Source organism: Pseudomonas sp. 3B-A001-10F (genome assembly GCF_056313565.1).
In genome coordinates, this window is record NZ_JBQYFW010000013.1 from 133,820 (window position 1) to 156,356 (window position 22,537).

Annotated in this window: 14 protein-coding genes; 5 read left to right on the plus strand and 9 right to left on the minus strand. The window is 59.7% G+C overall.

What is annotated here, in order from left to right:
• The first annotated feature begins 283 nt into the window (after window positions 1–283).
• Both AC0ZWN_RS14695 and AC0ZWN_RS14700 read left to right on the plus strand, forming a co-directional pair.
• Entirely contained in the window at window positions 284–637 is a 354-nt protein-coding gene (locus AC0ZWN_RS14695; protein WP_093430529.1) for a putative quinol monooxygenase, read from the plus strand.
• A 43-nt stretch (window positions 638–680) separates the two neighbouring features.
• Window positions 681–923: a hypothetical protein gene (locus AC0ZWN_RS14700; protein WP_116255098.1), complete on the plus strand. Its 243-nt coding sequence runs from the start codon at window positions 681–683 to the stop codon at window positions 921–923.
• Window positions 924–927: 4 nt separating this feature from the next.
• Here the strand turns inward: AC0ZWN_RS14700 and AC0ZWN_RS14705 are convergent, their stop codons facing one another.
• The 9 genes from AC0ZWN_RS14705 to AC0ZWN_RS14745 form a co-directional block, all read right to left on the minus strand.
• Window positions 928–1,557, minus strand: a complete 630-nt coding sequence (locus AC0ZWN_RS14705) for a flavin reductase family protein (RefSeq protein WP_007912610.1) — start codon at window positions 1,555–1,557, stop codon at window positions 928–930.
• Window positions 1,558–1,830: 273 nt separating this feature from the next.
• On the minus strand, window positions 1,831–2,106 hold the full coding sequence (locus AC0ZWN_RS14710; RefSeq protein ID WP_476335529.1) for a hypothetical protein: 276 nt from the start codon (window positions 2,104–2,106) through the stop codon (window positions 1,831–1,833).
• Window positions 2,107–2,486: 380 nt separating this feature from the next.
• A complete protein-coding gene (locus AC0ZWN_RS14715) occupies window positions 2,487–3,806 on the minus strand; it encodes an MFS transporter (protein WP_093430526.1) in 1,320 nt (439 codons plus the stop codon).
• Window positions 3,807–4,190: 384 nt separating this feature from the next.
• Window positions 4,191–5,519, minus strand: coding sequence for a sigma-54-dependent transcriptional regulator (locus tag AC0ZWN_RS14720; protein ID WP_099757030.1), 1,329 nt, complete (start codon window positions 5,517–5,519; stop codon window positions 4,191–4,193).
• Complete coding sequence (locus tag AC0ZWN_RS14725; RefSeq protein ID WP_476335540.1) at window positions 5,519–7,279, minus strand: ATP-binding protein; 1,761 nt, start codon at window positions 7,277–7,279, stop codon at window positions 5,519–5,521. The genes AC0ZWN_RS14720 and AC0ZWN_RS14725 overlap by 1 nt, the downstream gene beginning before the upstream one ends.
• 84 nt (window positions 7,280–7,363) lie before the next feature.
• Window positions 7,364–10,000, minus strand: coding sequence for an RHS repeat-associated core domain-containing protein (locus tag AC0ZWN_RS14730; RefSeq protein ID WP_476335530.1), 2,637 nt, complete (start codon window positions 9,998–10,000; stop codon window positions 7,364–7,366).
• A 4-nt stretch (window positions 10,001–10,004) separates the two neighbouring features.
• Complete coding sequence (locus AC0ZWN_RS14735) at window positions 10,005–12,794, minus strand: RHS repeat-associated core domain-containing protein (RefSeq protein WP_476335532.1); 2,790 nt, start codon at window positions 12,792–12,794, stop codon at window positions 10,005–10,007.
• The gene (locus AC0ZWN_RS14740) at window positions 12,791–17,311 is read right to left on the minus strand and encodes a SpvB/TcaC N-terminal domain-containing protein (RefSeq protein WP_476335534.1); all 4,521 of its coding nucleotides are present in this window, start codon (window positions 17,309–17,311) and stop codon (window positions 12,791–12,793) included. Before AC0ZWN_RS14740 ends, AC0ZWN_RS14735 begins: the two co-directional genes overlap by 4 nt.
• A 202-nt stretch (window positions 17,312–17,513) precedes the next feature.
• Window positions 17,514–19,037 carry a fumarate hydratase gene (locus tag AC0ZWN_RS14745; RefSeq protein ID WP_007916251.1) on the minus strand — a complete coding sequence of 508 codons (1,524 nt, stop codon included), beginning with the start codon at window positions 19,035–19,037 and terminating at the stop codon, window positions 17,514–17,516.
• Window positions 19,038–19,649: 612 nt separating this feature from the next.
• Between AC0ZWN_RS14745 and AC0ZWN_RS14750 the strand changes: the two genes are divergently transcribed.
• Genes AC0ZWN_RS14750 through AC0ZWN_RS14760 form a run of 3 tightly spaced genes read left to right on the plus strand, consistent with a single transcriptional unit; the run spans window position 19,650 to window position 22,463 of the window.
• Window positions 19,650–20,756: a GGDEF domain-containing protein gene (locus AC0ZWN_RS14750; RefSeq protein ID WP_414926984.1), complete on the plus strand. Its 1,107-nt coding sequence runs from the start codon at window positions 19,650–19,652 to the stop codon at window positions 20,754–20,756.
• Window positions 20,749–21,684, plus strand: coding sequence for an iron-sulfur-binding ferredoxin reductase (locus AC0ZWN_RS14755; RefSeq protein ID WP_093430519.1), 936 nt, complete (start codon window positions 20,749–20,751; stop codon window positions 21,682–21,684). Before AC0ZWN_RS14750 ends, AC0ZWN_RS14755 begins: the two co-directional genes overlap by 8 nt.
• Before the next feature lie 29 nt (window positions 21,685–21,713).
• Window positions 21,714–22,463: an enoyl-CoA hydratase-related protein gene (locus AC0ZWN_RS14760; RefSeq protein ID WP_476335535.1), complete on the plus strand. Its 750-nt coding sequence runs from the start codon at window positions 21,714–21,716 to the stop codon at window positions 22,461–22,463.
• Window positions 22,464–22,537: the final 74 nt, after the last annotated feature.

A 22,537-nucleotide genomic window follows, 5' to 3' on the forward strand; every position in this document is an offset into this window, starting at 1 on the left:
CGCCAGCGGTAGACACATCCTGCGAAATGCTTGCCTGATTCTGCATGGGATTGTGGGCGGGCTCAGCCATAGCAGGATGTAGGGCGGCAAAGTTGCTTGATACGCCGTATGACAACCGTGTGACGCAGTTTTACAGGTTGTTACAGGTCTTCTGCGCAGTCTCGCAGGATTGTGCAACGCAGCGACAGAAATCGACTAACGGCGGCTGGCGTGCGGCCCTTAACCTTTGATCCTGTCGCAGCCCGTCCCCCGGCTGCCACGCGACTCCCTGGGAGGGTTGAAAATGTCCAAGCAGATTCCCGTCAGTCATATGGCCTTCGTTCGAGCGCGCGCCGGGCGTTCGGCGGAACTCGGTGTACGCCTGAGCGCGTTGATCGAGCCGTCCCGCGCCGCCCCCGGTTGCCTGAGCTTTGCCTTGCAGCATTCGCAGTGTGATCCCGAGTTGTGGCTGGTCTCCGGCTTCTGGAGCAGCCAGCAAATGATGACCAACTATTTCAACAGCCCATCGATGGAAATCTTCGCCGAGCTGGTGCAGGAACTGGTGGTCAACAGCCTCGACTTCCACACGTTCAAGGACGTGTCGGCGGCGCAAGCCCTCGGTCAATGCCCGGCGCCGGTACACAAACTCGTCGGTTGAGGGTTTAATGTCCGGCTTGTTTGTCTGAGCCGGGATATGTGACATGGCACGTAAAGAGTTCGAACACTTCGAAGCAGTTTCCGCAGTCGTCCCCGTCGAGTTGGGCGGCAACAAGGGCTATCACGCGGCAATCGCGGTCAAGGCCCTGGTCGATGGCGGTGCACCACGCTTTCACAAACTGTTGAATGACCAGATCTTCCCCGGCGCCATTGCCGCTGATGAAGCGGCCATCAAGGAGCTGGATAACCTCAATGGCGTCACTGAAGACGCCGAGTTGATCTGGTAACGCGTTACTTGTTGGCGCCCGGACGCCACATCTTGAACAGGGCCTCAGGCCCCAACTGGAAATAATCCGCCGGCCCGCCGCCGCGCAGAATCGGTTCTGCCGCGGCGGTGTCGTAGATTCCATCCTTCAACAGCCACTTGGCGATATGCACGGCGACCACTTCGCCGAGGATCAGCCAGCTCGGCACCGTCTCGCCATCGGCGCGCTGCAACTGAATGATCTGCGTGACCTTGCATTCAAAGGACACCGGACTTTCTGCGACCCGTGGTACTGAAATCACCTTTGACGCCACTGTCGTCAAACCCGCCAATTCAAACTCGTTGACCTCAGGCGCGACCATCGCGCAGCTCTGGTTCATCTGCTCGGCCAGCGGCCGGGTGGCGAGGTTCCAGACGAACTCGCCGGTCTGCTCGATGTTGTTCAGGCTGTCTTTGCGCCCGACGCTGGAAAAACCAATGATCGGCGGAATGTAGTTGAAGGCATTGAAGAAGCTGTACGGCGCCAGGTTCAAGCGGCCGTTGGCATCCTGCGAGGAAATCCAGCCGATGGGGCGTGGGCCGACGATGGCGTTGAACGGATCGTGGGGGAGACCGTGGCCGTTGGCGGGTTCGTAGAAATGGATGTCATCGGGCATGGCGGGTGGTCCTGGAGAGTGCAGAGTCAGGTGGCCAATAGTGCAAGCACGCAACGCATATTTCCAGCAGACACCGGAATTCCAGGCTATGAAATTCCCCTGTGGGAGCGAGCTTGCTCGCAAAAGCGTCGGGTCAGTTGCATTGATATCGCCTGACACAACGCCTTCGCGAGCAAGCTCGCTCCCACAGGGTTCGGTGTGAACTCATGAAAGGGGCATGCCCCAAAATGACTAAGCCCGGCCAAGGCCGGGCTGTGGGAGGACTGCTGATACTTAGCTGATGGCAGCGGCGGTGCCGGTTTTGTCGAAGCCGTCAGCCGCGACGGTTTTACCCAGGTGGGTTTTATCGAAGCCATCGGCAGCAACAGCTTTGCCGATGTTGGTTTTATCAAATCCATCAGCAGCGTAAGTGCCGGTGTGGCTGGTTTCGATGGCGGCGCTGGCGCCGTTGATGAAGTCAGCGGATTTGGTTTTGTCCGAGCCATCGGCAGCGAAAGTGTTGGCAGCCAGTACGGACAGGGTCAGGGCGAGGATCAGTTTGGTTTTCATGTCGGTTACTCCAGATTCGTTGGCGGTGTGTCTTGCATGGGTTTAATGCTACGCCAAATAAATTGATTAAAAAGCGCAAATTAATGCTAAGAACAATCGATTAACTTGATGTTAAGGGCGGCACGTTGAATTCGCTTTCGTCGTCGGAGCGAGCGTCGCGCAGGTCATCGATCAGGTGATTGCAGAATGAGGGGGCAGTATTAATTAGCGATTAATCGCTGTGCGCGGATGTGAGGATTTTTTCATGCGGGTCTGGATCACGCGGTGACCCCAATCGCGAGCAGGCTCACTCCTACAGGGGAAAAAATTCCAAATGTAGGAGTGAGCCTGCTCGCGATAGGGCCAGAACAGCCACCATTGCAGTGGCTGTGAAAACCCGATCAGTCAGTAACGATCCGCGAATGCTTCTGGGTGTCTTTCATGGTGATGTACACCAGCAACGACACCGCGATGCACGCTGTCACGTACCAGTAGTAACCGGTTTCCATGCCGATGCTCTTGAACCACAGCGCGATGTATTCAGCGGTGCCGCCGAAGATCGATACGGTCAGTGCATACGGCAGGCCAACGCCCAGGGCGCGGATCTCGGTCGGGAACAGTTCGGCTTTCACCACCGCGTTGATCGAGGTGTAGCCGCTGACGATGATCAGCGCTGCCATGATCAGGAAGAACGCGCCCCACCAGGTCTGAATGGTGTGCAGGGTCATCAGGATTGGCACGGTGAAGATCGTCCCCAGTACACCGAAGGCGATCAGGATCGGGCGACGGCCGATCTTGTCCGAGAGGCCGCCGATGATCGGTTGCAGGCACATGAACAGGAACAGCGTGGCGGCAGAAATGGTGGTCGAGTCGGAGATGCTCATGCCGACGGTGTTCACCAGGTATTTCTGCATGTAGGTGGTGTAGGTGTAGAACGCCAGGGTGCCGCCCATGGTCAGGCCGACTACGGTCAACAGTTCTTTGGGATGGCGCATCAAGGTGCGCATGGCGCTTTCCTTGGACTTCTCTTTCTTGGTGAACGACTCGGTTTCTTCCATGCCGCGACGCAGGTACAGCGCCACGACCGCACACAGCGCGCCGATGGCGAACGGAATACGCCAGCCCCACGCGTACAGTTGTTCAGTGGTCAGCACGTTCTGCAGCACGATCAGGACGCCCAGCGCGATGAGTTGGCCGGAGATCAGGGTCACGTACTGGAAGCTGGAGAAGAAGCCGCGACGTTCCTTGGTCGCCATCTCCGACAGATAGGTCGCCGAGGTGCCGTATTCGCCGCCGACCGACAGGCCTTGCAGCAAGCGCGCGAACACCAGCAGGATCGGCGCGCCGATGCCGATGGTTTCGTAGTTCGGGCTGAGGGCGATCAGCAGCGAGCCGAAGCACATCAGGTAAACCGAGGCCATCAAGGCTTTTTTACGGCCGACCTTGTCGGCGTACATCCCCATCAGCCAGCCGCCAATCGGACGCATCAGAAAGCCGACGGCGAAGATCGCGGCGGTGTTCATCAGTTGGGCGGTGGTGGAACCGGCGGGGAAGAAGGTTTTTGCGAAGTACAGGGAGAAGGCGGCATACACGTACCAGTCGTACCACTCGACCATGTTGCCAACGGAACCGCTGAAGATCGATTTGATCCGGCTGGCGGTGGTTCTTTCTTTGGCCGGCGCAGCAGCCGACCCAAGAGGCAGGGCGTTGGAGTTATCCATTGAAGGATCCTTCGTTTAATTGTTTTTGTGGAGCGCGTCGAAACGCAGCCTGCGAGGGCTATAGCAGGAGGTGTGCCAACGGGGTGAGGGCCGGGCTAGAGGGGGTGACGGGATTGGGTGAGCGGATTTGTGCCGATGGAATTGATCTTGTGAGCGGATTTCCGCTTATTGGGGCTGAGATCAAAAGCCCCTCACCCTAGCCCTCTCCCGGGGGGAGAGGGGACTGATCGAGGTGTTTTTGATAGTTACGCCGACCTGAAATACCGAGTCGAACTCAGGTTTCGAAAAGCATGAAGATCGGCTCCCTTTCCCCCTCGCCCCCTGGGGGAGAGGGCTGGGGTGAGGGGGATGGATTTCAGCCACGCCAAAAATCCCGACCCAGCCTCACTCAGCCAAAAACATCTCCCGACTCAACCCATGCCGCTGCAGCTTTTCATTGAACGTGCGGCGCGGCAGTTGCAACTCTTCAAGTACCGCTTTCACATCGCCCTTGTGCCGGGTCAGCGCCGCACGCAAACACTGCGCTTCAAACGCTTCCTGCTGCGCCGCCAGCGATTGCCCCGGATCAATCCCCGGTGCCGGCTCATCCAGCCCCAACACCTGACGTTCGGCAACGTTGGCCAGTTCGCGCACGTTGCCCGGCCAGTCGTGGCTGAGCAGATGGCTCAATTGCGCGCCACTCAAGGGTGGAAAGGTGCGGCCCAAGCGTTCAGCGGCATTGTGGGCGAAGGTTTCGAACAGCAACGGGATGTCTTCGCGGCGATCGCGCAAGGGCGGCAAGCGCAGTTCGGCAACGTTCAGGCGATACGCCAGGTCCTCGCGAAAACGTCCGGCCCGGGCTTCATCGAGCAGGTCGGGTTTGGTCGCTGCGACAATGCGCAGGTCAACACGAATGCTCTGGTTCGAGCCCAGCCGTTCAAGCTTCTGCTCCTGCAACACGCGCAACAGTTTCACCTGTTGTGCCAGCGGCATGCTTTCGATTTCATCGAGAAACAAGGTGCCGCCATCGGCGTATTCCAGCTTGCCGATGCGCTTGCCCGAGGCGCCGGTAAACGCGCCGCTCTCGTGACCGAACAACTCCGCCTCGAACAACTGCTCAGGAATCGCCGCGCAGTTCAGCGCCACAAACGGCTTGGCCGCGCGCGGGCCGAAATCATGCAGGCAGCGCGCGACCAGTTCCTTGCCGCTGCCGGTTTCGCCACGGATCAACACATTGACCGGCAACGCCGCCAGGTCCAGCACTTGCCGACGCAGGGTCTGCAAGCCACGGGACACGCCGAGCAGCGTTGCGTCGAGCTTGGCGCGGTTATCAGCCTGTTCGTGCAGGGCACGGTTTTCCAGAATCAGCCGGCGTTTGTCCAGCGCCCGGCGCAAGCTGCCGAGCAGGGTTTCCGGGCTGAACGGTTTTTCCAGAAAGTCGTAAGCACCGTCGCGCATCGCCTCGACGGCCATCGGTACATCGCCATGACCGGTGAGCAGAATGACCGGCAGGTCAGCGTCGCGTTTCTGCACTTCGGCCAATAACGCCAGACCGCCCATGCCAGGCATGCGCACGTCGCTGAGGATCACCCCGGCAAAGTGCGCGGGCAGGGCGGCGAGGCATTCTTCGGCGCGGCTGAACAACTGCACCGCGAACCCCGACAGGCTCAGCCACTGCTCGACAGCACTGCGAATGCTGCTTTCGTCATCAACCACCATCACCGAGTTGAGCATCAGATGTGTGCCTCCAGATCGATCGGCAAAGTCAGGCTGAACACCGCGCCGCTGTCGCCATTTTCGGCGCTCAGGCGCCCGCCGGATTCATGCACTATGGCGAAGGATACCGCCAGGCCGAGACCCAGACCGTCGCCCACCGGTTTGGTGGTGAAGAACGGGTCGAACACCTGGCCCAAATGGTCTTCGGCAATCCCGCCGCCATTGTCGCTGACGCTCAGGCGCCAGAGTTGTTCATCGGCTTCCAGACGGATCTCCAGACGCTTGCACGGTTTGCCCTGCATCGCATCGAGGGCGTTGCGCAGCAGGTTGATCAGCACCTGTTCGAGACGAATCGCATCGCCGCGTACCCATGCCGGACGCGTCAGGTGCAACACCAGACTGACCTGTTCGTCACGCAACCGTGCATCGAGTAACTGCAATGACTGATCGACCACCGTCGCCAGATCCAGCCGCTCACGCAAGCCGCTGGGGCTTTTGCGTGCGAAGGTCTTGAGGTGGCCGGTGAGGGCAGCCATCCGCGTGAGCATCTCGTCTACCGGTTTCAAGGCTTTATAAGCATCGTCGACCCGGCCATGCTCGAGCAGCAGGCGCAGCGTCGCCAGTTGCATGCGCTGAGCGGTCAGCGGCTGATTGATTTCATGGGCCAGCGCGGCGGACATCTGCCCGAGCGCGGCGAGTTTGGCCGATTGCACCAGACCGTCCTGCGCGGTGTGCAAATCGCGGGTGCGCTCTTCCACTAACTGTTCCAGTTCCTCACGGTTGCGCTGGCGGATTTTCGACAGGCGCCAGCGCTGGTTGAGAAACAGCAACAGAAACACCAGTGCCAGCCACACCCCGGCGGCGGCCAGCCCGGCGTTGCGCAGGTCTTCGAACGCCACTTGCGGATGGCGCAGCAGGTGCAGGGTCCAGCCTTCGGCGCTGAGGGGCAGTGATTCCCACAGATAATCGGCCGTGCCTTGCGGGCCTTCGACGCGGCGCAGGTCGCTGTTGTCATCGAAGCGGCGCAGCGATAAATGAGTCAAGGGTTGCAGCGATTGCTTGTCGTACTGCCGGGTGGCTTTGATTTCATCCATATCGCGGGCGCTCAATGGCCGCAGCGCGCGATAGCGCCAGCCGGGCTGGTTGGCGATGAAGATGATCCCGCGCGCGTCGCTGACCAGCAGGGTGTCATTGCCCTGACTCCACTCGCGTTCCAGTTCGGGGAATTCCAGCTTGACCACCATCGCGCCAAGGAACTCGTCGTTGTCGCCGAGCACCGCGCTCGAGAGGAAATAGCCGGGAATTCCGCTGGTCACGCCCACCGCGTAAAAACGCCCGGTGCCTTGGGTGCGGGTCTGGCTGAAGTAGGGGCGGAAACCGTAATTGTGGCCGACGTAACTGCTCGGCAAGCGCCAGTTGCTCGCCGCTACGGCGAGGCCCGTGTGGTCGAGTAACTCAAGGGTCGAGGATTGCGCCGCGCCGTTGATCTTTTCCAGCTTGAGATTCAGCGCCGCCTGCTCGTCGGCATCGACCGGCCCGGCCAGCGCCGAACGCAATTGCGGATCGAGCGCCAGCACGGCGGGCAGGGCGCGGTAGCGGTCGATCAGGGTGTGCAGGGAATTGGCGTACAACGCCAGTTGCTGGTTGGCGCGGGCGGCGTCTTCCTCCAGCGCCTGGCGTTCGGCGTGGCGGATCGCAAGCGTGGCGGCAAGCGCTGCGCCGGCAATGATCAGCAGGGTATACAACGACAGACGCAAGGTACGGGAAGTCGGCAGCATGCTGGGCGAAGGGTCGGCAGGACGGGCGGGCACGATAGCATGCGCCCACGTGGCGAGGCGCGATGTTCGCGCGAACCACGTTGCTCAGACAGCGGTTTCCCGCGCCTGGCGTCGAAGCTGGAGATTCAACCTCGGTTTGGGAACGGGTCTGGGTCTCGGTTCTTCAGCGATTGATTGTTCCAGTTGCTGCAGACGTTCGGTAACCTCTTCGGCTTCGCTACGCGCGTCGAGTACTGTCTGAGCTGTTTCCTTTATCCTGTCGATGGCATCGAACGGGTCGACTCCGGTCCTCGCCAGCTTCATGACTTGACGTTGTTTTTCGTCATCCAGTGAGTCCAGCTGTTTGTAGAACCTTTGCTGAATATCCTCAGAGTAGGCATTGAGATTATTGGTGAAGGTTTTGATGCCGTCGATCAGGGCGGCGCCGCCATTGACCAGATCCTTTACTGTTTCGACCCCGTTTGAAACAGTCTCGCCGAGTGTATTCAGGCCATCCTTGAGTTCTTGAGTGTGTAGCGTTTGCGCCAACTTCAGACCTTTCTTGAAGAAGTGGTAGCGTAACAAAGGCATCGCCACGGCTCCGACAACCGCACCGACTGCCAGGCCGATGGCATTCCCGGCACCCGGTACGACGCTGCCCAGGAGCCCGACTACCGTACCTCCCGCAGCTATCCCCTTGAGGACCGATTTTATGCCGTGTTTTGACTTGAGGAAGGTGCCGAAAGTCATGCTTGCACGCAGTTCGTTGATGTCGGCGTTTTCCGGAACAAGCCCGTCGAATTCAGTCGCCAGATTATGTATCTGGTTCGCCGCTGTCTGAGCCTTGTCCAGCATCCCGAGAAAGTCGCCAAGCAATTCGAATACGGCTTTTTTACCGCCGGTCCTGTCGACGTACAGGAGTGGATTGTTGCCAACCATGGCGTACAGGTTCAGGCCATCGACATCGCCATTCGGGTCGGCGCTTATCCAGCGCTGTAACCACGGCGAGTAGTAGCGCTCGCCGTAGTAGTACAAGCCACTGACATCCATTTCCTTTCCTGAGTAACGGGTGAATTTATAGCCCACTTCGACGGCGTGGCGTGCGGCCATCCACGCTGTGGCACCGAACGGGTAGTAACCCTCCTGGCTGATCAGGTCGCCCTGTTGATCAAGCTCCATCACGCAGGAGCCGAGATGATCTTCGAGGTTGTAACGCACTTGGTCATTGGCGATTTCATCGGGTGGTTTTTTCGCCCAATGCAGGCAACGCGCACTGCCTACCGAGATAATGTGCAGTTCTTCGCAGTTGTCCTTGTTGCGGATTTCCAGGCCCGGCAGGTAGCGCACCTGATGAAAGTGCACAGTCCTGTCGGTGTACGTTTCATGGCGTTTGAACACCCGCACGCCCTGGCTGTAACGGTAGTGTTCGGCGTCGTCATCAGTGCCGTCTCGGGCAATCAGCGTCACGCGTTGCAGTTCATCCCGTGCATTCCATTGCATGGCCTGTCCCGGTTGCAGGTTCTGCTGGTTGCCGTGGCGGTCGAACAGTGTCTCGAAGTCAGGCTCCGGATCATCCGGTTTCCAGCGCACGCCGCGATTGCTGACTGAATCAATGCGCATCTGCACGGTGCGGTTGGCGCCGGCCCGTACATGCACCAGTTTCACCAGATTGCCGCCGGTGTCGTAAGTGTAGGTCTGGGTGTAGTTGAGGCGGTTGTTAGGGTCGGTGGGCGTTGGCAGGCCGGGAATGTCCGAGAGCGGGCCGTCGTCGTAACCGCTGGCGCTGACCAGTCGGTACAACGAGTCGTAGCTGAAATCACGGTGACCGTCGACCAGTTGGTTGGCGAAATAGACCGGCTGGAAGGCGTGGTCCTCGATGCGGGTAATGTTGCCGACGGGGTCGTAGAAATATTCGAGGTCTTGCAGCACTGCGCCGGTGTCTTTGCGACTGGACTGAGTGTGCAGACGACTGTCTGCAGGGTCGTACGTCCAGCGACTGAGGACAAGATTACCGGCCTGCTGCTCGATGATCTGGTCGGCGGCGTTGTACTGCGCATCAAGCAACACGGGCAGCCATTGGCTCTGGCCGCTGATCAACAGTTGTACCTGCCGAAGGTGCCCGGCCAGGCCGTAGCGCGAGCGTCGCCGATGGCCGCCGGCGTCGGTCTGCTCGAGCAGCGCGCCGAGCGGGCTGAACGCATGGTGAGTGGTGAACGGCTCGCCGTCGTGGAACGTGCGGGTTTCGCTCAGCGGCTGGCCGGTCAGGGAAAAACTGTCCGTGAGCAGCGAACCGGAACGGTCTTTCTGTTCCTGCAATTGGCCGCGACGGTTGTATCCGGCTTCGGCCGAGGCGTCGGAATAGGTGAACACATCGACATCGACCTCGCCATTTTCCTCGACGGCCACGAGCCGCAGTTGTTCATCGAAGCACGTGCGCCAATGGCTGCCGCGCTGATCCCACCTGCGCAAAGGTTCACCGACCAGCCCTGGCAGCACCACACGCCAGCCGCTATCCACGCTGTCGATAAGCACCGCATTGCCATTCAACGAATAAACAATTGCCGTGTTCGCCATGGACAAGCGTGGGTCGCGTTGCGTGATCAGACGCCCGGCTAAATCGTGTTCCTGGCAGATCACCAGGGTGCTTGACGTGTTGCCTGCCACGCTTCGCAGGTAGGCGACCTTGCGGACTGGCAGGCCTCGTCCGTCAATCACTGTCAGGGAGGGCGTGCGTGAATGCATGGTTTCAGTGACCGTTTTTAAACTTGGTGAGCAAGGTGTTTCCCGGCTTTTTTGATGCAAGATGCCGTTGTCTTGCTAGGTACAGATTGTCAGTGGTCCCCATCTCTTTGTATCGTGCAAGTCCGGCCTGAGCCTGTGCGATGTTGGCGAGTACGGCTCGGTTTTTCTGTTGCAAGCCAGAACGCGTAATGACGGCCAGCGTTTCGCTGGAAGTATTGCCATTGACATTCGGGAGCACATTGGCAGGCGAAACACTGTTAACGCCCAATGCGTCAAAAGCGTTTTCCGCCCATGCAGACCGTTGTTCGATGGCCGCTTTCCAGTCGCTGAGCATTTTTTCGATCTTTTCAATTTTCACCGGGTCAAGCCGGTTCTTGATGTCTTGTGCTTCCTGCGCCCGACTTCCCATATTAAGCGCGCCGGGAATAATCCCCACCACTGACCCGAATACTCTGTTCATTATAAATAATGGGTTGACTAACGAATTGAGTGCCGGATGCAGCACTTCGCTCTTGAAGTCTTTCCATGAATTGATTTCCTTGACGGGGGCCTCGATCCCCAGGCTTTGATCAATCGCGCTGACGGACATTTGCGAGGTCTGCGGGATCAAAGGCCCGACTTGCAGTCTGACATGGTTTGCCACTGGCTCAAGAATGGCCCCGGCGACATCACCCCCGATGTTGCCACCGACCAACGATGAAGGTTTCAACACGTTCGGTTTCACTTCAAGTGCTGGAAACATGGTGTCAAATTGGCTGCCGCCCAAAGATCCACCTTCATAACCGATAATACCTCTGACGGTTTCTCCCACCAGATTCACCGCCATGTTTAGTGCGACATTTTGATTAATGATGTTGTGTAGTTGCCATAGTAATTCCTCGGAGTGCCCCTCTACGGCAGAAGCAAACGCCGAATCCAGCATGATCACGCTTTCTGCCCGCGTGTTACCGTCCGGATCGATAAAACCGATCGGGTTATTCCCCACGAATGCATATAAATTCAAACCATCCGCCTGTTCTGCGTCGGTGCTGATCCAGCGTTGCAGCCACGGCGCGTAATACCGCGCGCCGTAGTAATACAAGCCACTGACGTCCATTTCCTTGCCCGAATAGCGGATGAAGCGGTACGTGGTTTCCGAGTTCGGTGCCATCCACGCGGTTTCGCCAAAGGAGTAATAGCCTTCCTGGCTGATCATGACGGCGTCTTGATCCAGTTCCATCACGCTGGAACCGAGATGATCTTCGAGGTTGTAACGCATTTGGTCATTGGCGATTTCATTGATTTTTTTCGCTGCCCAATGCAGGCAGCGGGCGTTGCCGAGCGTGATGACGTGCAGTTCTTCACCGTTGTCGCGGGTGCGGATTTCAAGCCCGGGCAGATAGCGCACCTGGTGGAAATGTTCGGCGTTGGCAGCGAAGGTTTCGTGACGTTTGAACACGCGCATACCCTGGCTGTAACGGTAGTACTCGGCATCATTGGAACCGCCATCGCGCTGGACCAGGATCACGCTTTCCAGCTCATCGCGGGCATTCCAGAGCAGCGGTTGGCCCGGTTGCACGGTCAGTTGATTGCCATGGCGATCGAACAAAGTTTCGAAATCCGGCGGCTCGTCGCCGGTTTTCCAGCGTACTCCGCGATTGCTCTTCAGATCGATGAACATTTGCCGGGTCGAGTTGTTGCCGGCGCGTACGTGACACAGTTCGATCAGGTTGCCACCCTTGTCGTACTGGTAGGTTTGGGTGTAGTTGAGGCGATTGTTCGGGTCGCCCGGTTGCGGCAGGCCGGGAATGTCCGGCGGCGGGGCGTCGTCGTAGCCGGTGGCGCTGGTCAACCGATAGAGCGAGTCGTAGGTAAAGTCGCGGTGGCCATCGATCAACTGATTGGCGAAGTAACGTGGTTGAAAGGCGTGGTCTTCGATGCGGGTGATATTGCCGACGGGGTCGTAGAAATATTCGAGGTCTTGCAGCACTGTGCCGGTGTCTTTGCGACTGGACTGAGTGTGCAGACGACTGTCTGCAGGGTCGTACGTCCAGCGACAGAGGACAAGATTACCGGCCTGCTGCTCGATGATCTGGTCGGCGGCGTTGTACTGCGCATCAAGCAACACGGGCTGCCATTGGCTCTGGCCGCTGATCAACAGTTGTACCTGCCGAAGGTGCCCGGCCAGGCCGTAGCGCGAGCGTCGCCGATGGCCGCCGGCGTCGGTCTGCTCGAGCAGCGCGCCGAGCGGGCTGAACGCATGATGAGTGGTGAACGGCTCACCGTCGTGGAACGTGCGGGTTTCCCGCAGCGGCTGGCCGGTCAGGGAAAAGCTGTCCGTGAGCAACGAACCGGAACGGTCTTTCTGTTCCTGCAACTGGCCGCGACGGTTGTACCCGGCTTCGGCCGAGGCATCGGCGTAAATGAAAACATCGACATCGGGTTGGCCATTTTCCTCGACCGCGACCACCCGCAGTTGCTCATCGAAGCTCGTGCGCCAATGGTTGTCGCGCTGATCCCAGCGTTGCAATGGCTCGCCGGCCAGACCCGGCAGAGTCAGGCGCCAGCCGGCGTCGACGCTGTCGGATTTCAATACCGTGCCGTCCAGCCTGTAAACCGTGGTCAGGCAGGGTGCCGACAAGCGCGAATCCCATTGCTCGTTCAGACGGCCGGCGTAGTCATGCTGCTGACGGGTTACCAGCGCTACGGGGCTGTCGGCCGTCACACTGCGCAAGTACCCGACCTGCCGCACTGGCAAGCCACGCGCATCGCTTACCGCCAGCGCAGGTGTACGGCGATGCACGTTGGCAATCATGGCTGCGATGCCTTGGTTGGCGATGACGGCTCGGCGGTGTCGTTGAAGTCTTCGCTGGTGTGATACCAAGGGTGGTACGTCTCTCGGGAAAAGTCGCCCTTGGCATTGACCATTCCGACCTGCCGGCTCTTGACGTCATAGCGAAGCTGATCGTGATGACTCTGTGTGCGCAGGGACTGATCGTTGACGTAGGTATAGGTGTTGGCGAAAAACGCGCGGTACTGACGAACGGGCAAGCCTTTGTTGTTGTATTCGACCCGCTCGCTGATGCGCCAGCGCGGGTTGGCATCGACCACTTTGATCTGGCCATCCTCGACGATCAGCGAGCCGTCGGCGTCCACGGCATACGCCTTGCCCGGGTCGACCAATTGCTGGGTTTGCAGAGCCCGGCCAAAACCGTCGACGCAGGCTTTGGTGATCTGGATCTGCGCATCCACCTCGTCATCAGGGTAGCGGTCGGCACTGAGGATCACACTGTGCACCGGTTCGCGACGCACTGTTGCGATGGCGTCTTGCAGTGCCTGTTCATCAGGCGTCAAGGCGCCGCTGCGCCGGGTCAGTTGGCGGCGTGTACTGGCCCTGACGTGGCCGCTGGGCAGCAGATAACCCTGAGCGATCCATGCCAGGGCGGCGCGGGTGTCGTTGGCCATCTGCCCCATCCAGCTGAACAGATCCTTGCGCAGGGTACTCGCGGCTTTTTGCACGGCATCGGTCGGGTTGGCAATTGCCGTAGCCGGGCTCCGGTCCTCCGGAAGTCTGTATTCGCTCAGTGGCCTGAAACCCGCTTCCCTGTTGTTCTCTGAGCCAAAAAAACTGGTGGCCAAGGGCTGATTGGAGGGTTCATACAACGCCTGATGAGTGTTCAGGTTGGCATCGATGATTTTCAGCGGTTGCAGCGCGTGGTAGTCGTACTCGATGCAGGTGGTACAGCCATCCGGCAGTTCCACGAGGGTGACAGCCAGCGCATACGCGTCGTATACGGCGTGAGTGAAGCCATGGCTGAGGGTCTCGCGATAGCGGCGCACCTTGTAGAAACCGTCGAGGCCGGCGTATTCGGCGTAGCCGAAATTCGCCGACCACAGGTCATGCTCCGTGCTGCCCAAGGGATTTATCCAGAACAGAAACGGCATGGGCAGATAGCCGATCTTCTTCAGTTCGTCGCGCACGTTGAAAGGCGCAGGCAGCACGCTGTAAGCGTCCAGCGCCGTCTTGTCCAGTTGTGCCACTTCCAGTGGACCGACCAGGGCCTCGAATCCGGCAACGCCGTCGTCCAGCCGTTGGCCATCGGTACTCAAGTAGCGCTGTACAGACTGCGTGGTCAGCACCCGTTCAGCGTTCCAGTGCGCCGAATCCTCATGTGCCTTCAGGCACTCATAGGACACTTGCGCGGCTTCAAGCCCGGTGGGCAGGGTGCCTTTGGGCAAGACCAGTGCATTGCCACGCTGTTGATAGGGCAAACCAAGACGCCAATGCTGCGGATCCTTGTCCAGATCGATGAACACAGAACGGCTTTCATTGAGGTAGAACGACCGTTGTGCCGGGTCATGGGCGTCGCACCACCACTGCCGTTGATCAAGATCGTCGAACGGTGGCGTATCGGTTTCGGTGAGCCGCCGGGCGTAGCTCACTGAGATTGAATGCGTCGGTTGGCCGTAAGTGTTGTAGCGCAGGACCACATCGTTGCGACACATGGGGTCATCGACGAAACCGTCGTACTGGTAGCTGATCCTTTCCACCACCAGCGGCAGCAAGACTGCGGCGGCATAGGCGCCTTGCTCGCGCACTAGACGCACCCGATAACGCATTTCTTCGACCGTATAAGGCGTGGTGATCCGCGGAACATCCTCACCAGTATCGGCATAGGTCTCGATGCGCGTGACCGAGCCGACCAGCGCTCGGCAGATCTGGTAGCGAGTGTCGGCGTCAGAAGAATCCAGCTGTTCCTCGCAGTCGTCCGCCTCGTGATATCGGCTGAACAGCGTATCGCCCAGTGGCACCGAATATGCGTCGTGATTGAAATAGTCGTCACGCGACCGGTTCATCGATTGCCCGGTATGAAACCAGGTGAAGACCCGCATCGGCTCGCTGAAGCCTTCTCCCTCATCGTTGCTGGCGCTCTCACTGTCGGTTTGCTGCAGCAAGCCGAAACCGCGGAACTCGCGCTCAACGCGGTCGTAAAAACCCTCGCACCAGGTGAAGCGCTGCGTCAGGCAGTTGCCGGTGATTTCATCCAGTTGCTGCTGTTTTTTGACCACCGCCACCGGGAACGGCAGATGGCAAGCCGGAAAACGTCTAAGGCTGGGCAGGCGGCGTTTTTCATCCAGCCATTCCTGCGCCGAGCTGCGGTAGACCACATTGGCACTGCAACCCATGTTGTTGTTACTGCTGGTCAACAGATACGGCTTGGCCGAAACGAAATCGTAGCGCCAATGCTGCGGCTGCATGTGCGTCACCGTCAGGATCAGACTGGCGCAGCCCAGGCCTTGCAGATCGGCGAAACTCACCTGACAGAGGCGATCGTAGCGCACGCCATCGGGCCACGGCACGCTGATCGGTATTTGCTCCAGACCATTGCCGCCGCGATTCAGGTAGATCTCGAAGGATTCTGACATCAGATAAATCAGCGATGCGGCACCGGAGCCGTCGAGATCGGCCAGACGTACGCGGGATGAATCGAATTGCTCGTAGCTGAAAGGCAGCGCGCTGATCTTGCGGCCTGTGCCAAACCGGCCGTGGCCCAGGTTCGGCCAGCAGCGGATTTCGTCATGGCGTATCCGGCACAGCTCGGGCATGTCGCTACCCAGCAGGTTGCCCAACAGCACCAGTTCTGTGCGCGAATTGCTGAACAGTGGCAAGCGGTCGTCGTCGGGTTGGTGAAGCACCTCTTCAGGCGCGGCAAAGCCCTGTTCGCGCTCGTTGGCATAGAGCCGCACCGAGTTTGGCCCGATCAATGCCAGGCTTCTCAAACCATCGCCGCTAAAATCGCCGAGTGTCGAGAGGGTTTTGAAAAACTCCGGCGGAAATTTGCTGAAGGGGACGAAGTCGGCAAACTCGCGTTGTTCTGTCAGGGTGCGAAAACCACTGATACCCGGTTGCGCGGTGACCCAGTCGAGCCGACCGTCACCGGTCAGATCGGTCAGCAGTTGCTGTACCGGACGGTTGCGATCGGCGAGCGGAATCTTTTCCAGTGCGGTCCATGGCCCATAGCCGATTTCATCGGTGCCCTTGGTCGCACGCAATGGTTCGCGGTAGTACCAGGCCTGGTCATAACGGCAGAGGAAACCCGGCACACCTTCGCCATAAAGATCCACACACTGGTAAAAACCACCGTCCTCGATACTCGGCTGGACATCGGGTTCGAAGAAGCGCGCCGGGGTTTTATTGATGTCGAAGGGGGCATAGTCGAACTCGACCGGCGGCGTGTTTTCGACAATGCCGCTCGCATCGAATGCCTGATAGTGCGCCGCGCTGATCTGGCTGTAGGCCCACTGCGCGATATTTTGCGGTTGGTGATATTCCAACAGCAGGCGGCGTACCAGTTTCGGTTGGTCGGTCGATTGCTCGGGAAAATGATGAAACAGCAATGCCTGCTGGCAGAGTCTGCGAGTGCCCAGTTCAAAACCCTGACCGTGGGTTGAAAAGCTGTCTGGGCGAACGATCCAGGGTTTGAGGGGGGCACCGTCATATGCCGGAATATCGGTCAGTGACGTGCTGCGTTCGCCGTAATCGAACAGCAGATGAAAGTGCCAGTCCAGTTCGGTCGGATTGTCCGTGGTCCAGCTGTACAGATTGCTGCTGGCCGTGAAGTTGCCGTAGCACACGCGGCGCAGATAGCGCTGGGAGCGGTAGTCATGCAGCGGGTCGGGATCCTGATCATCGGCCTTATATTCGAAACAGATGTGTTCGCCGCGCGCGTTCATGCTTTCGCACAGCAGCCAGGTGGCGATGTGTCCGGGAGCCTCGGGATCGGCGACGCGTGTCGCTTCGGTCTTGCCGTAAAGGTGCAGCGAACCGTCGGCGCCATGGATCAGCCAGAACACCGCTGGATCGGCTTCCCGGGTCTGCCGCTGCCAGCACTCGCGCAAGGCAAAGTCGCTTTCGATATGCGGCCAGTAACGCACCACTCTGTGCGGGCCGATGTCGACGCCGTTGTAGGTGTTTTCTTCACGGAATTTGATTTCACCGTTTTCATCCAGCTCCGGCATCCACACTTCGCCATCGGCACCGACGATCTCGTCGTGATCGGTATAACGTGGCACGCCTTTGTTGGTTCTGCGATTGATCTGACCCACGCCGGCCAGGTGCCAGGAAAGGCCGAATGGACCATTGCCACTCTGACTGCTGTAACTCAGCGAGAACCGAGGATCCCAGCCCCGCCCGGCAGACGTCGGAATCGGCAACTCGAACGAGGCGGCTCCGGTCGGGCCCACAGCGCCCCAACTTTTGCCGATGGTGGCGATCGATGCGCTTTTGGCGATGGAGGGGGTGGTGATGCTCAATTCTTGCTGATCAGGCATGGTCGAATCCATTGCGCACGGGGAGGGCGTGAATGGGCTGACGCTAACAAGAAAGGCATTGAAATGAACCTGTCAGATCTGACAGGTGCGCAAGATCATTTTGTGTGCATTGACGGAGTTTTTATCACGTTCGGTTTGCACAAACAAAAAACGGCCGGATCATCCATGGGATGAACCGGCCGTTTTCATCGAGGCGAAGCGCTTACTGCACTTCTACCGCCAGGCTTTCGCTGATCTTCTGTTGCCAGATCGCAGGGCCGGTGATGTGCACCGACTCACCTTTGCTGTCCACCGCAACGGTGACCGGCATGTCCTTGACCTCGAACTCGTAGATCGCTTCCATGCCCAGTTCGGCAAACGCCAGCACTTTCGACTTCTTGATCGCCTGAGCCACCAGATAAGCAGCGCCGCCAACGGCCATCAGGTACACGGCTTTGTTGTCCTTGATCGCTTCAATGGCGGTCGGGCCGCGCTCGGATTTACCGATCATGCCCAACAGGCCGGTTTGCTCAAGGATCTGCCGAGTGAACTTGTCCATCCGCGTGGCGGTGGTCGGACCAGCCGGACCAACCACTTCGTCACCGACCGGATCAACCGGGCCGACGTAGTAGATGAAGCGACCTTTCAGATCGACCGGCAGGGTTTCACCCTTGTTGAGCATCTCGACCATGCGCTTGTGCGCGGCGTCGCGACCGGTGAGCATTTTGCCGTTGAGCAGCACGGTTTCGCCCGGCTTCCAGCTCTGCACGTCTTCCGGGGTCAGGGTGTCGAGGTTGACACGGCGAGCCGACGGGCCGGCTTCCCAGACGATTTCCGGGTAGGCGTCCAGCGGTGGCGCTTCCAGCGATGCCGGGCCGGAGCCGTCGAGCACGAAGTGCGCGTGACGGGTGGCGGCGCAGTTGGGGATCATGCACACCGGCAGCGAGGCTGCGTGGGTCGGGTAGTCCATGATCTTCACGTCGAGCACGGTGGTCAGGCCACCGAGGCCCTGGGCGCCGATGCCCAGTTGGTTGACCTTCTCGAACAGCTCCAGGCGCATTTCTTCAATGCGGTTCTGTGGGCCACGGGCCTTCAGTTCGTGGATGTCGATGGATTCCATCAACACTTCCTTGGCCATGACCGCAGCTTTCTCGGCGGTGCCGCCGATGCCGATGCCGAGCATGCCCGGTGGGCACCAGCCGGCGCCCATGGTCGGAACGGTCTTCAATACCCAGTCAACGATCGAGTCGGACGGGTTGAGCATGGCCATTTTCGACTTGTTCTCGGAACCGCCGCCCTTGGCCGCCACGTCCACTTCCACGGTGTTGCCCGGGACGATGGAGTAGTGAATCACGGCCGGGGTGTTGTCCTTGGTGTTTTTCCGAGCGCCCGCCGGGTCGGCGAGGATCGAAGCACGCAGGACGTTTTCCGGCAGGTTGTAGGCGCGACGTACGCCTTCGTTGATCATGTCGTCCAGGCCCATGGTGGCGCCATCCCAACGCACGTCCATGCCGACGCGCACGAACACGGTGACGATACCGGTGTCCTGGCAGATCGGGCGATGGCCGGTGGCGCACATGCGCGAGTTGATCAGGATCTGCGCCATCGAGTCACGGGCCGCTGGCGATTCTTCGCGCAGGTAGGCTTCGTGCATCGCCTGGATGAAATCCACGGGGTGGTAATAGGAAATGAACTGCAGGGCGTCGGCAACGCTCTGAATCAGGTCGTCTTGCTTGATCACGGTCATGAGTCGCGCTCCTCTAAAAGACGGGAACATTCAATAAGGTGCCTGCGGCTTGGGTGCATCGGTCGGTCGCAGGCACCTTTCAAGGCACGCCGGGGCTGCTGGCGCGACGCTAAAAAGGCGCGGCAGTATAACGCGCCTCGGTGGGGCGTACACGCGCCGGCAGTCATTCGTTGGTCGCATGGGTGGGCGAATATCGGACAGCGGGTTTGCACTTCAAGATTCCCCCCCCTCACCCCAGGGGGGCGAGGGGGAAAGGGAGCCGATCTTCATGCTGTTCAAACCTGTGCTCGACTCAAGAAAGGGAGCCGAACTTCATGCTGTTCAAACCTGAGTTCGACTCGGGAAAGGGGGGGCGATGTTAATGCTGTTCAAATCTGAGTCCGGCTCGGTATTTCAGGTCGGCGTATTGCCAACAATCGACTCGGTCAGTCCCCTCTCCCTCTGGGAGAGGGCTAGGGTGAGGGGCTTTTGGCGGTATACGCAGGCCACACTTTTGACGTCAAATTTCGAGCCCGAAAATCGGTGGTCATTTATCGACTACGCCTCTAAAGTGGCAGCCGGTCTGTAGAGTAGGACACTCGGTCAGCCTCTTATCGCACGGTGAGTCAACGATTGACCCATAACGCCATTCAACGTCTTTTGCTCAAACGCTTTGCCCTCGCTGCGGCCACCTATGGATTGGCTTTGCTGCTGCTGTGGCTGGCGTTTTTCACGGGGCATTACGAGCAATCCCTGACTTCTGTGACCGTCGGCAGTGCGCTGGTGGTGATCAGCCAGTCGGTGCTGTTCGCACTGTTCTGGAGTGGGCGCAACCTGCGCTTTGCCGATCCCAGCCTGACCGAAGCGCAGGTGTTGATCGGTCTCGGCTGGCAGACCTGGCTGATCGCCCATCTGGATGAAGCCCGCGGCGCCTTTCTGGTGTTCTACGTGCTGATCCTGCTGTTCGGCCTGTTCCATCTCAGTCGACGGGCGTTCATCCGCTGCGCATTGCTGGTGTTCTTCAGTTTCTGTGCCATCACGCTGTGGGACGGTTACCACTTCCGCTTGCGCGAGCCGGCGCTTGCCGCTTTGCAGGTGTGCATTCTGGCAATGGTGCTGGCGTGGCTGGTGCTTTACGCGCGCTTCGTCCAGGTTTCGCGGCAACGCCAGCGCCAGCGCCGGTTTGCCTTGCAGGCGCATCAGGACACTCTGCGTGGGATGATGCGCCAACTGGAAGATCTGGTCGCCACCGATGAATTGACCGGCTTGTTCAATCGTCGGCATTTCCTGCGTCTGGCCACGCGAGAGCTGAATGAAATGGACGACGATGTCGTGCACGGTCTGGCGCTGATCGACCTCGACCACTTCAAACGCATCAACGACCTGCACGGCCATGCCGCTGGCGATCAGGTTTTGCAGGCCTTCGCCGGCGTTGCCCAGGCGTGTCTGCGCGACGGCGATGTGCTGGCGCGTTATGGTGGTGAGGAATTCGTTGTGTTGTTGCCCGATTGCGACGCCGAACGGCTGACTGCTTGCTGTGAACGTCTGCGTATTGCCTTTACTGACGTTGAACTGGTCGGCCTGAATGTGCGCAACCTCAGCCTGTCGGCCGGCATGACGCTGTTGGCGTTGGGCGATGATCTGGATGACGCCTTGCAGCGCGCCGATCAGGCCTTGTATCGGGCCAAGCGTGACGGGCGCAATCGTTGTGCGGCCGCGTGGGAGAACGTCGATGCCTGAACTTCGCGTCGGTGAACGACAATGGTCAGTGGCCGCGGGCTGCAATCTGCTCGATGCCCTCAATCAGAATGGCGTCGCGGTGCCTTACAGCTGCCGCGCCGGCAGTTGCCATGCCTGTCTGGTGCAATGCGTGCAAGGCCTGCCTGCCGACAATCGGCCGGACGCCTTGAGCGCCGAACAGCGTCAGCAAGGCTGGCGCCTGGCGTGTCAGTGTCAGGTCGTCGAAGACTTGCAGGTGCACACCTTCGACCCGATCACCGATGGTCGCCCGGCAGTGGTCGAAGCGCTGGACTGGCTCAGCGACAGCGTCCTGCGCTTGCGTCTGACCCCGCAACGGCCGTTGCGCTACAGCGCCGGGCAACATCTGGTGTTGTGGATCGGGCACATTGCGCGGCCGTATTCGCTGGCGAGTCTGCCGGAAGAAGACCGCTTTCTCGAATTCCATCTCGATTGCCGCCAGCCTGGTGAATTCAGCGATGCCGCACGAAAATTGCAGATCGGCGATCCGATCCGTCTCGGTGAACTGCGCGGCGGTGCTTTGCATTACGATCCCGACTGGCACAGTCGCCCCGTGTGGCTGCTGGCCGCTGGCACCGGTCTGGGCCCTTTGTTCGGCGTGCTGCGCGAAGCCTTGCGCCAGGATCACCAGGGCCTGATCCGTGTCATTCACGTGGCTCATGACGATCGCGAGCACTATCTGGCCAAACCCCTGGCGGCACTGGCTGCGCAGCGGGAAAACCTCAGTGTCGAGCTGTGGACGGCGGCCGAGTCAGCCGCCGCTTTGGCGCAACTGCGCCTTGTCTCCCGGCAAACCCTGGCCTTAGTCTGCGGCTCGACGGCCAGCGTCGACGCCTTCGCGCGGCGTCTGTACCTGGCCGGATTGCCGCGCAATCAACTACTGGCTGACGTGTTCCTGTCCCGTGGTTGAGCGCTGATATTTCAGACGCGAGACACATCATGACCGAAGCCATCCTGCTGGAACGCGAACGCGGTTTGCTGACCCTGCGCTTGAACCGCCCGGACAAGAAAAACGCCCTGACCCGCGCCATGTACAGCCGCCTCGCCGAGGCGCTGAAACAGGCCGATGGCGACCCGGCGATCAGCGCCGTGCTGATTACCGGCAGCGCCGAGTGCTTCACGGCCGGCAACGACATTGCTGACTTCATCCAGCAACCACCGAGTGACCTCGACAGCCCGGTGTTTCACTTCATGCTCAACCTGCTTGAGTGCCGCAAACCGGTGATCGCCGCGGTGGCCGGCGCGGCGGTGGGCATTGGCACCACATTGTTGCTGCACTGCGATCTGGTTTATGTGGCCCGCGATGCGCGGTTGCGTATGCCATTCGTCAACCTGGGTTTGTGCCCGGAGTTCGGCTCCAGCCTGATCCTTCCACGTCTGCTTGGGCAGGCCAAAGCGGCAGAGTTGTTGTTACTGGGCGAAGGCTTCAGCGGTGAACAGGCGGCGCAGTGGGGGATTGCGACCGAAGCATTGGGTAGCGGCGCTGCGGCGCTAAGCAAGGCGCGGGAAATGGCGCTGCGTTTCGATGAACTGCCGGCCGAAGCGGTGCGTATCAGCAAGCAATTGATGCGAGCGCCGGATCGCGAGTTGATTCGTAAGGTGATTGAGGAGGAGGGCGCATTGTTCACCCAGCGCCTTCGTTCGCCAGAAGCAATGGTGGCGTTGACCGGATTTATCAAACGACATTGAGATTGTCGCTGACTGTGCCGGCCTCTTCGCGAGCAAGCTCGCTCCCACATTGGAATGCGTTCCCTGTGGGAGCG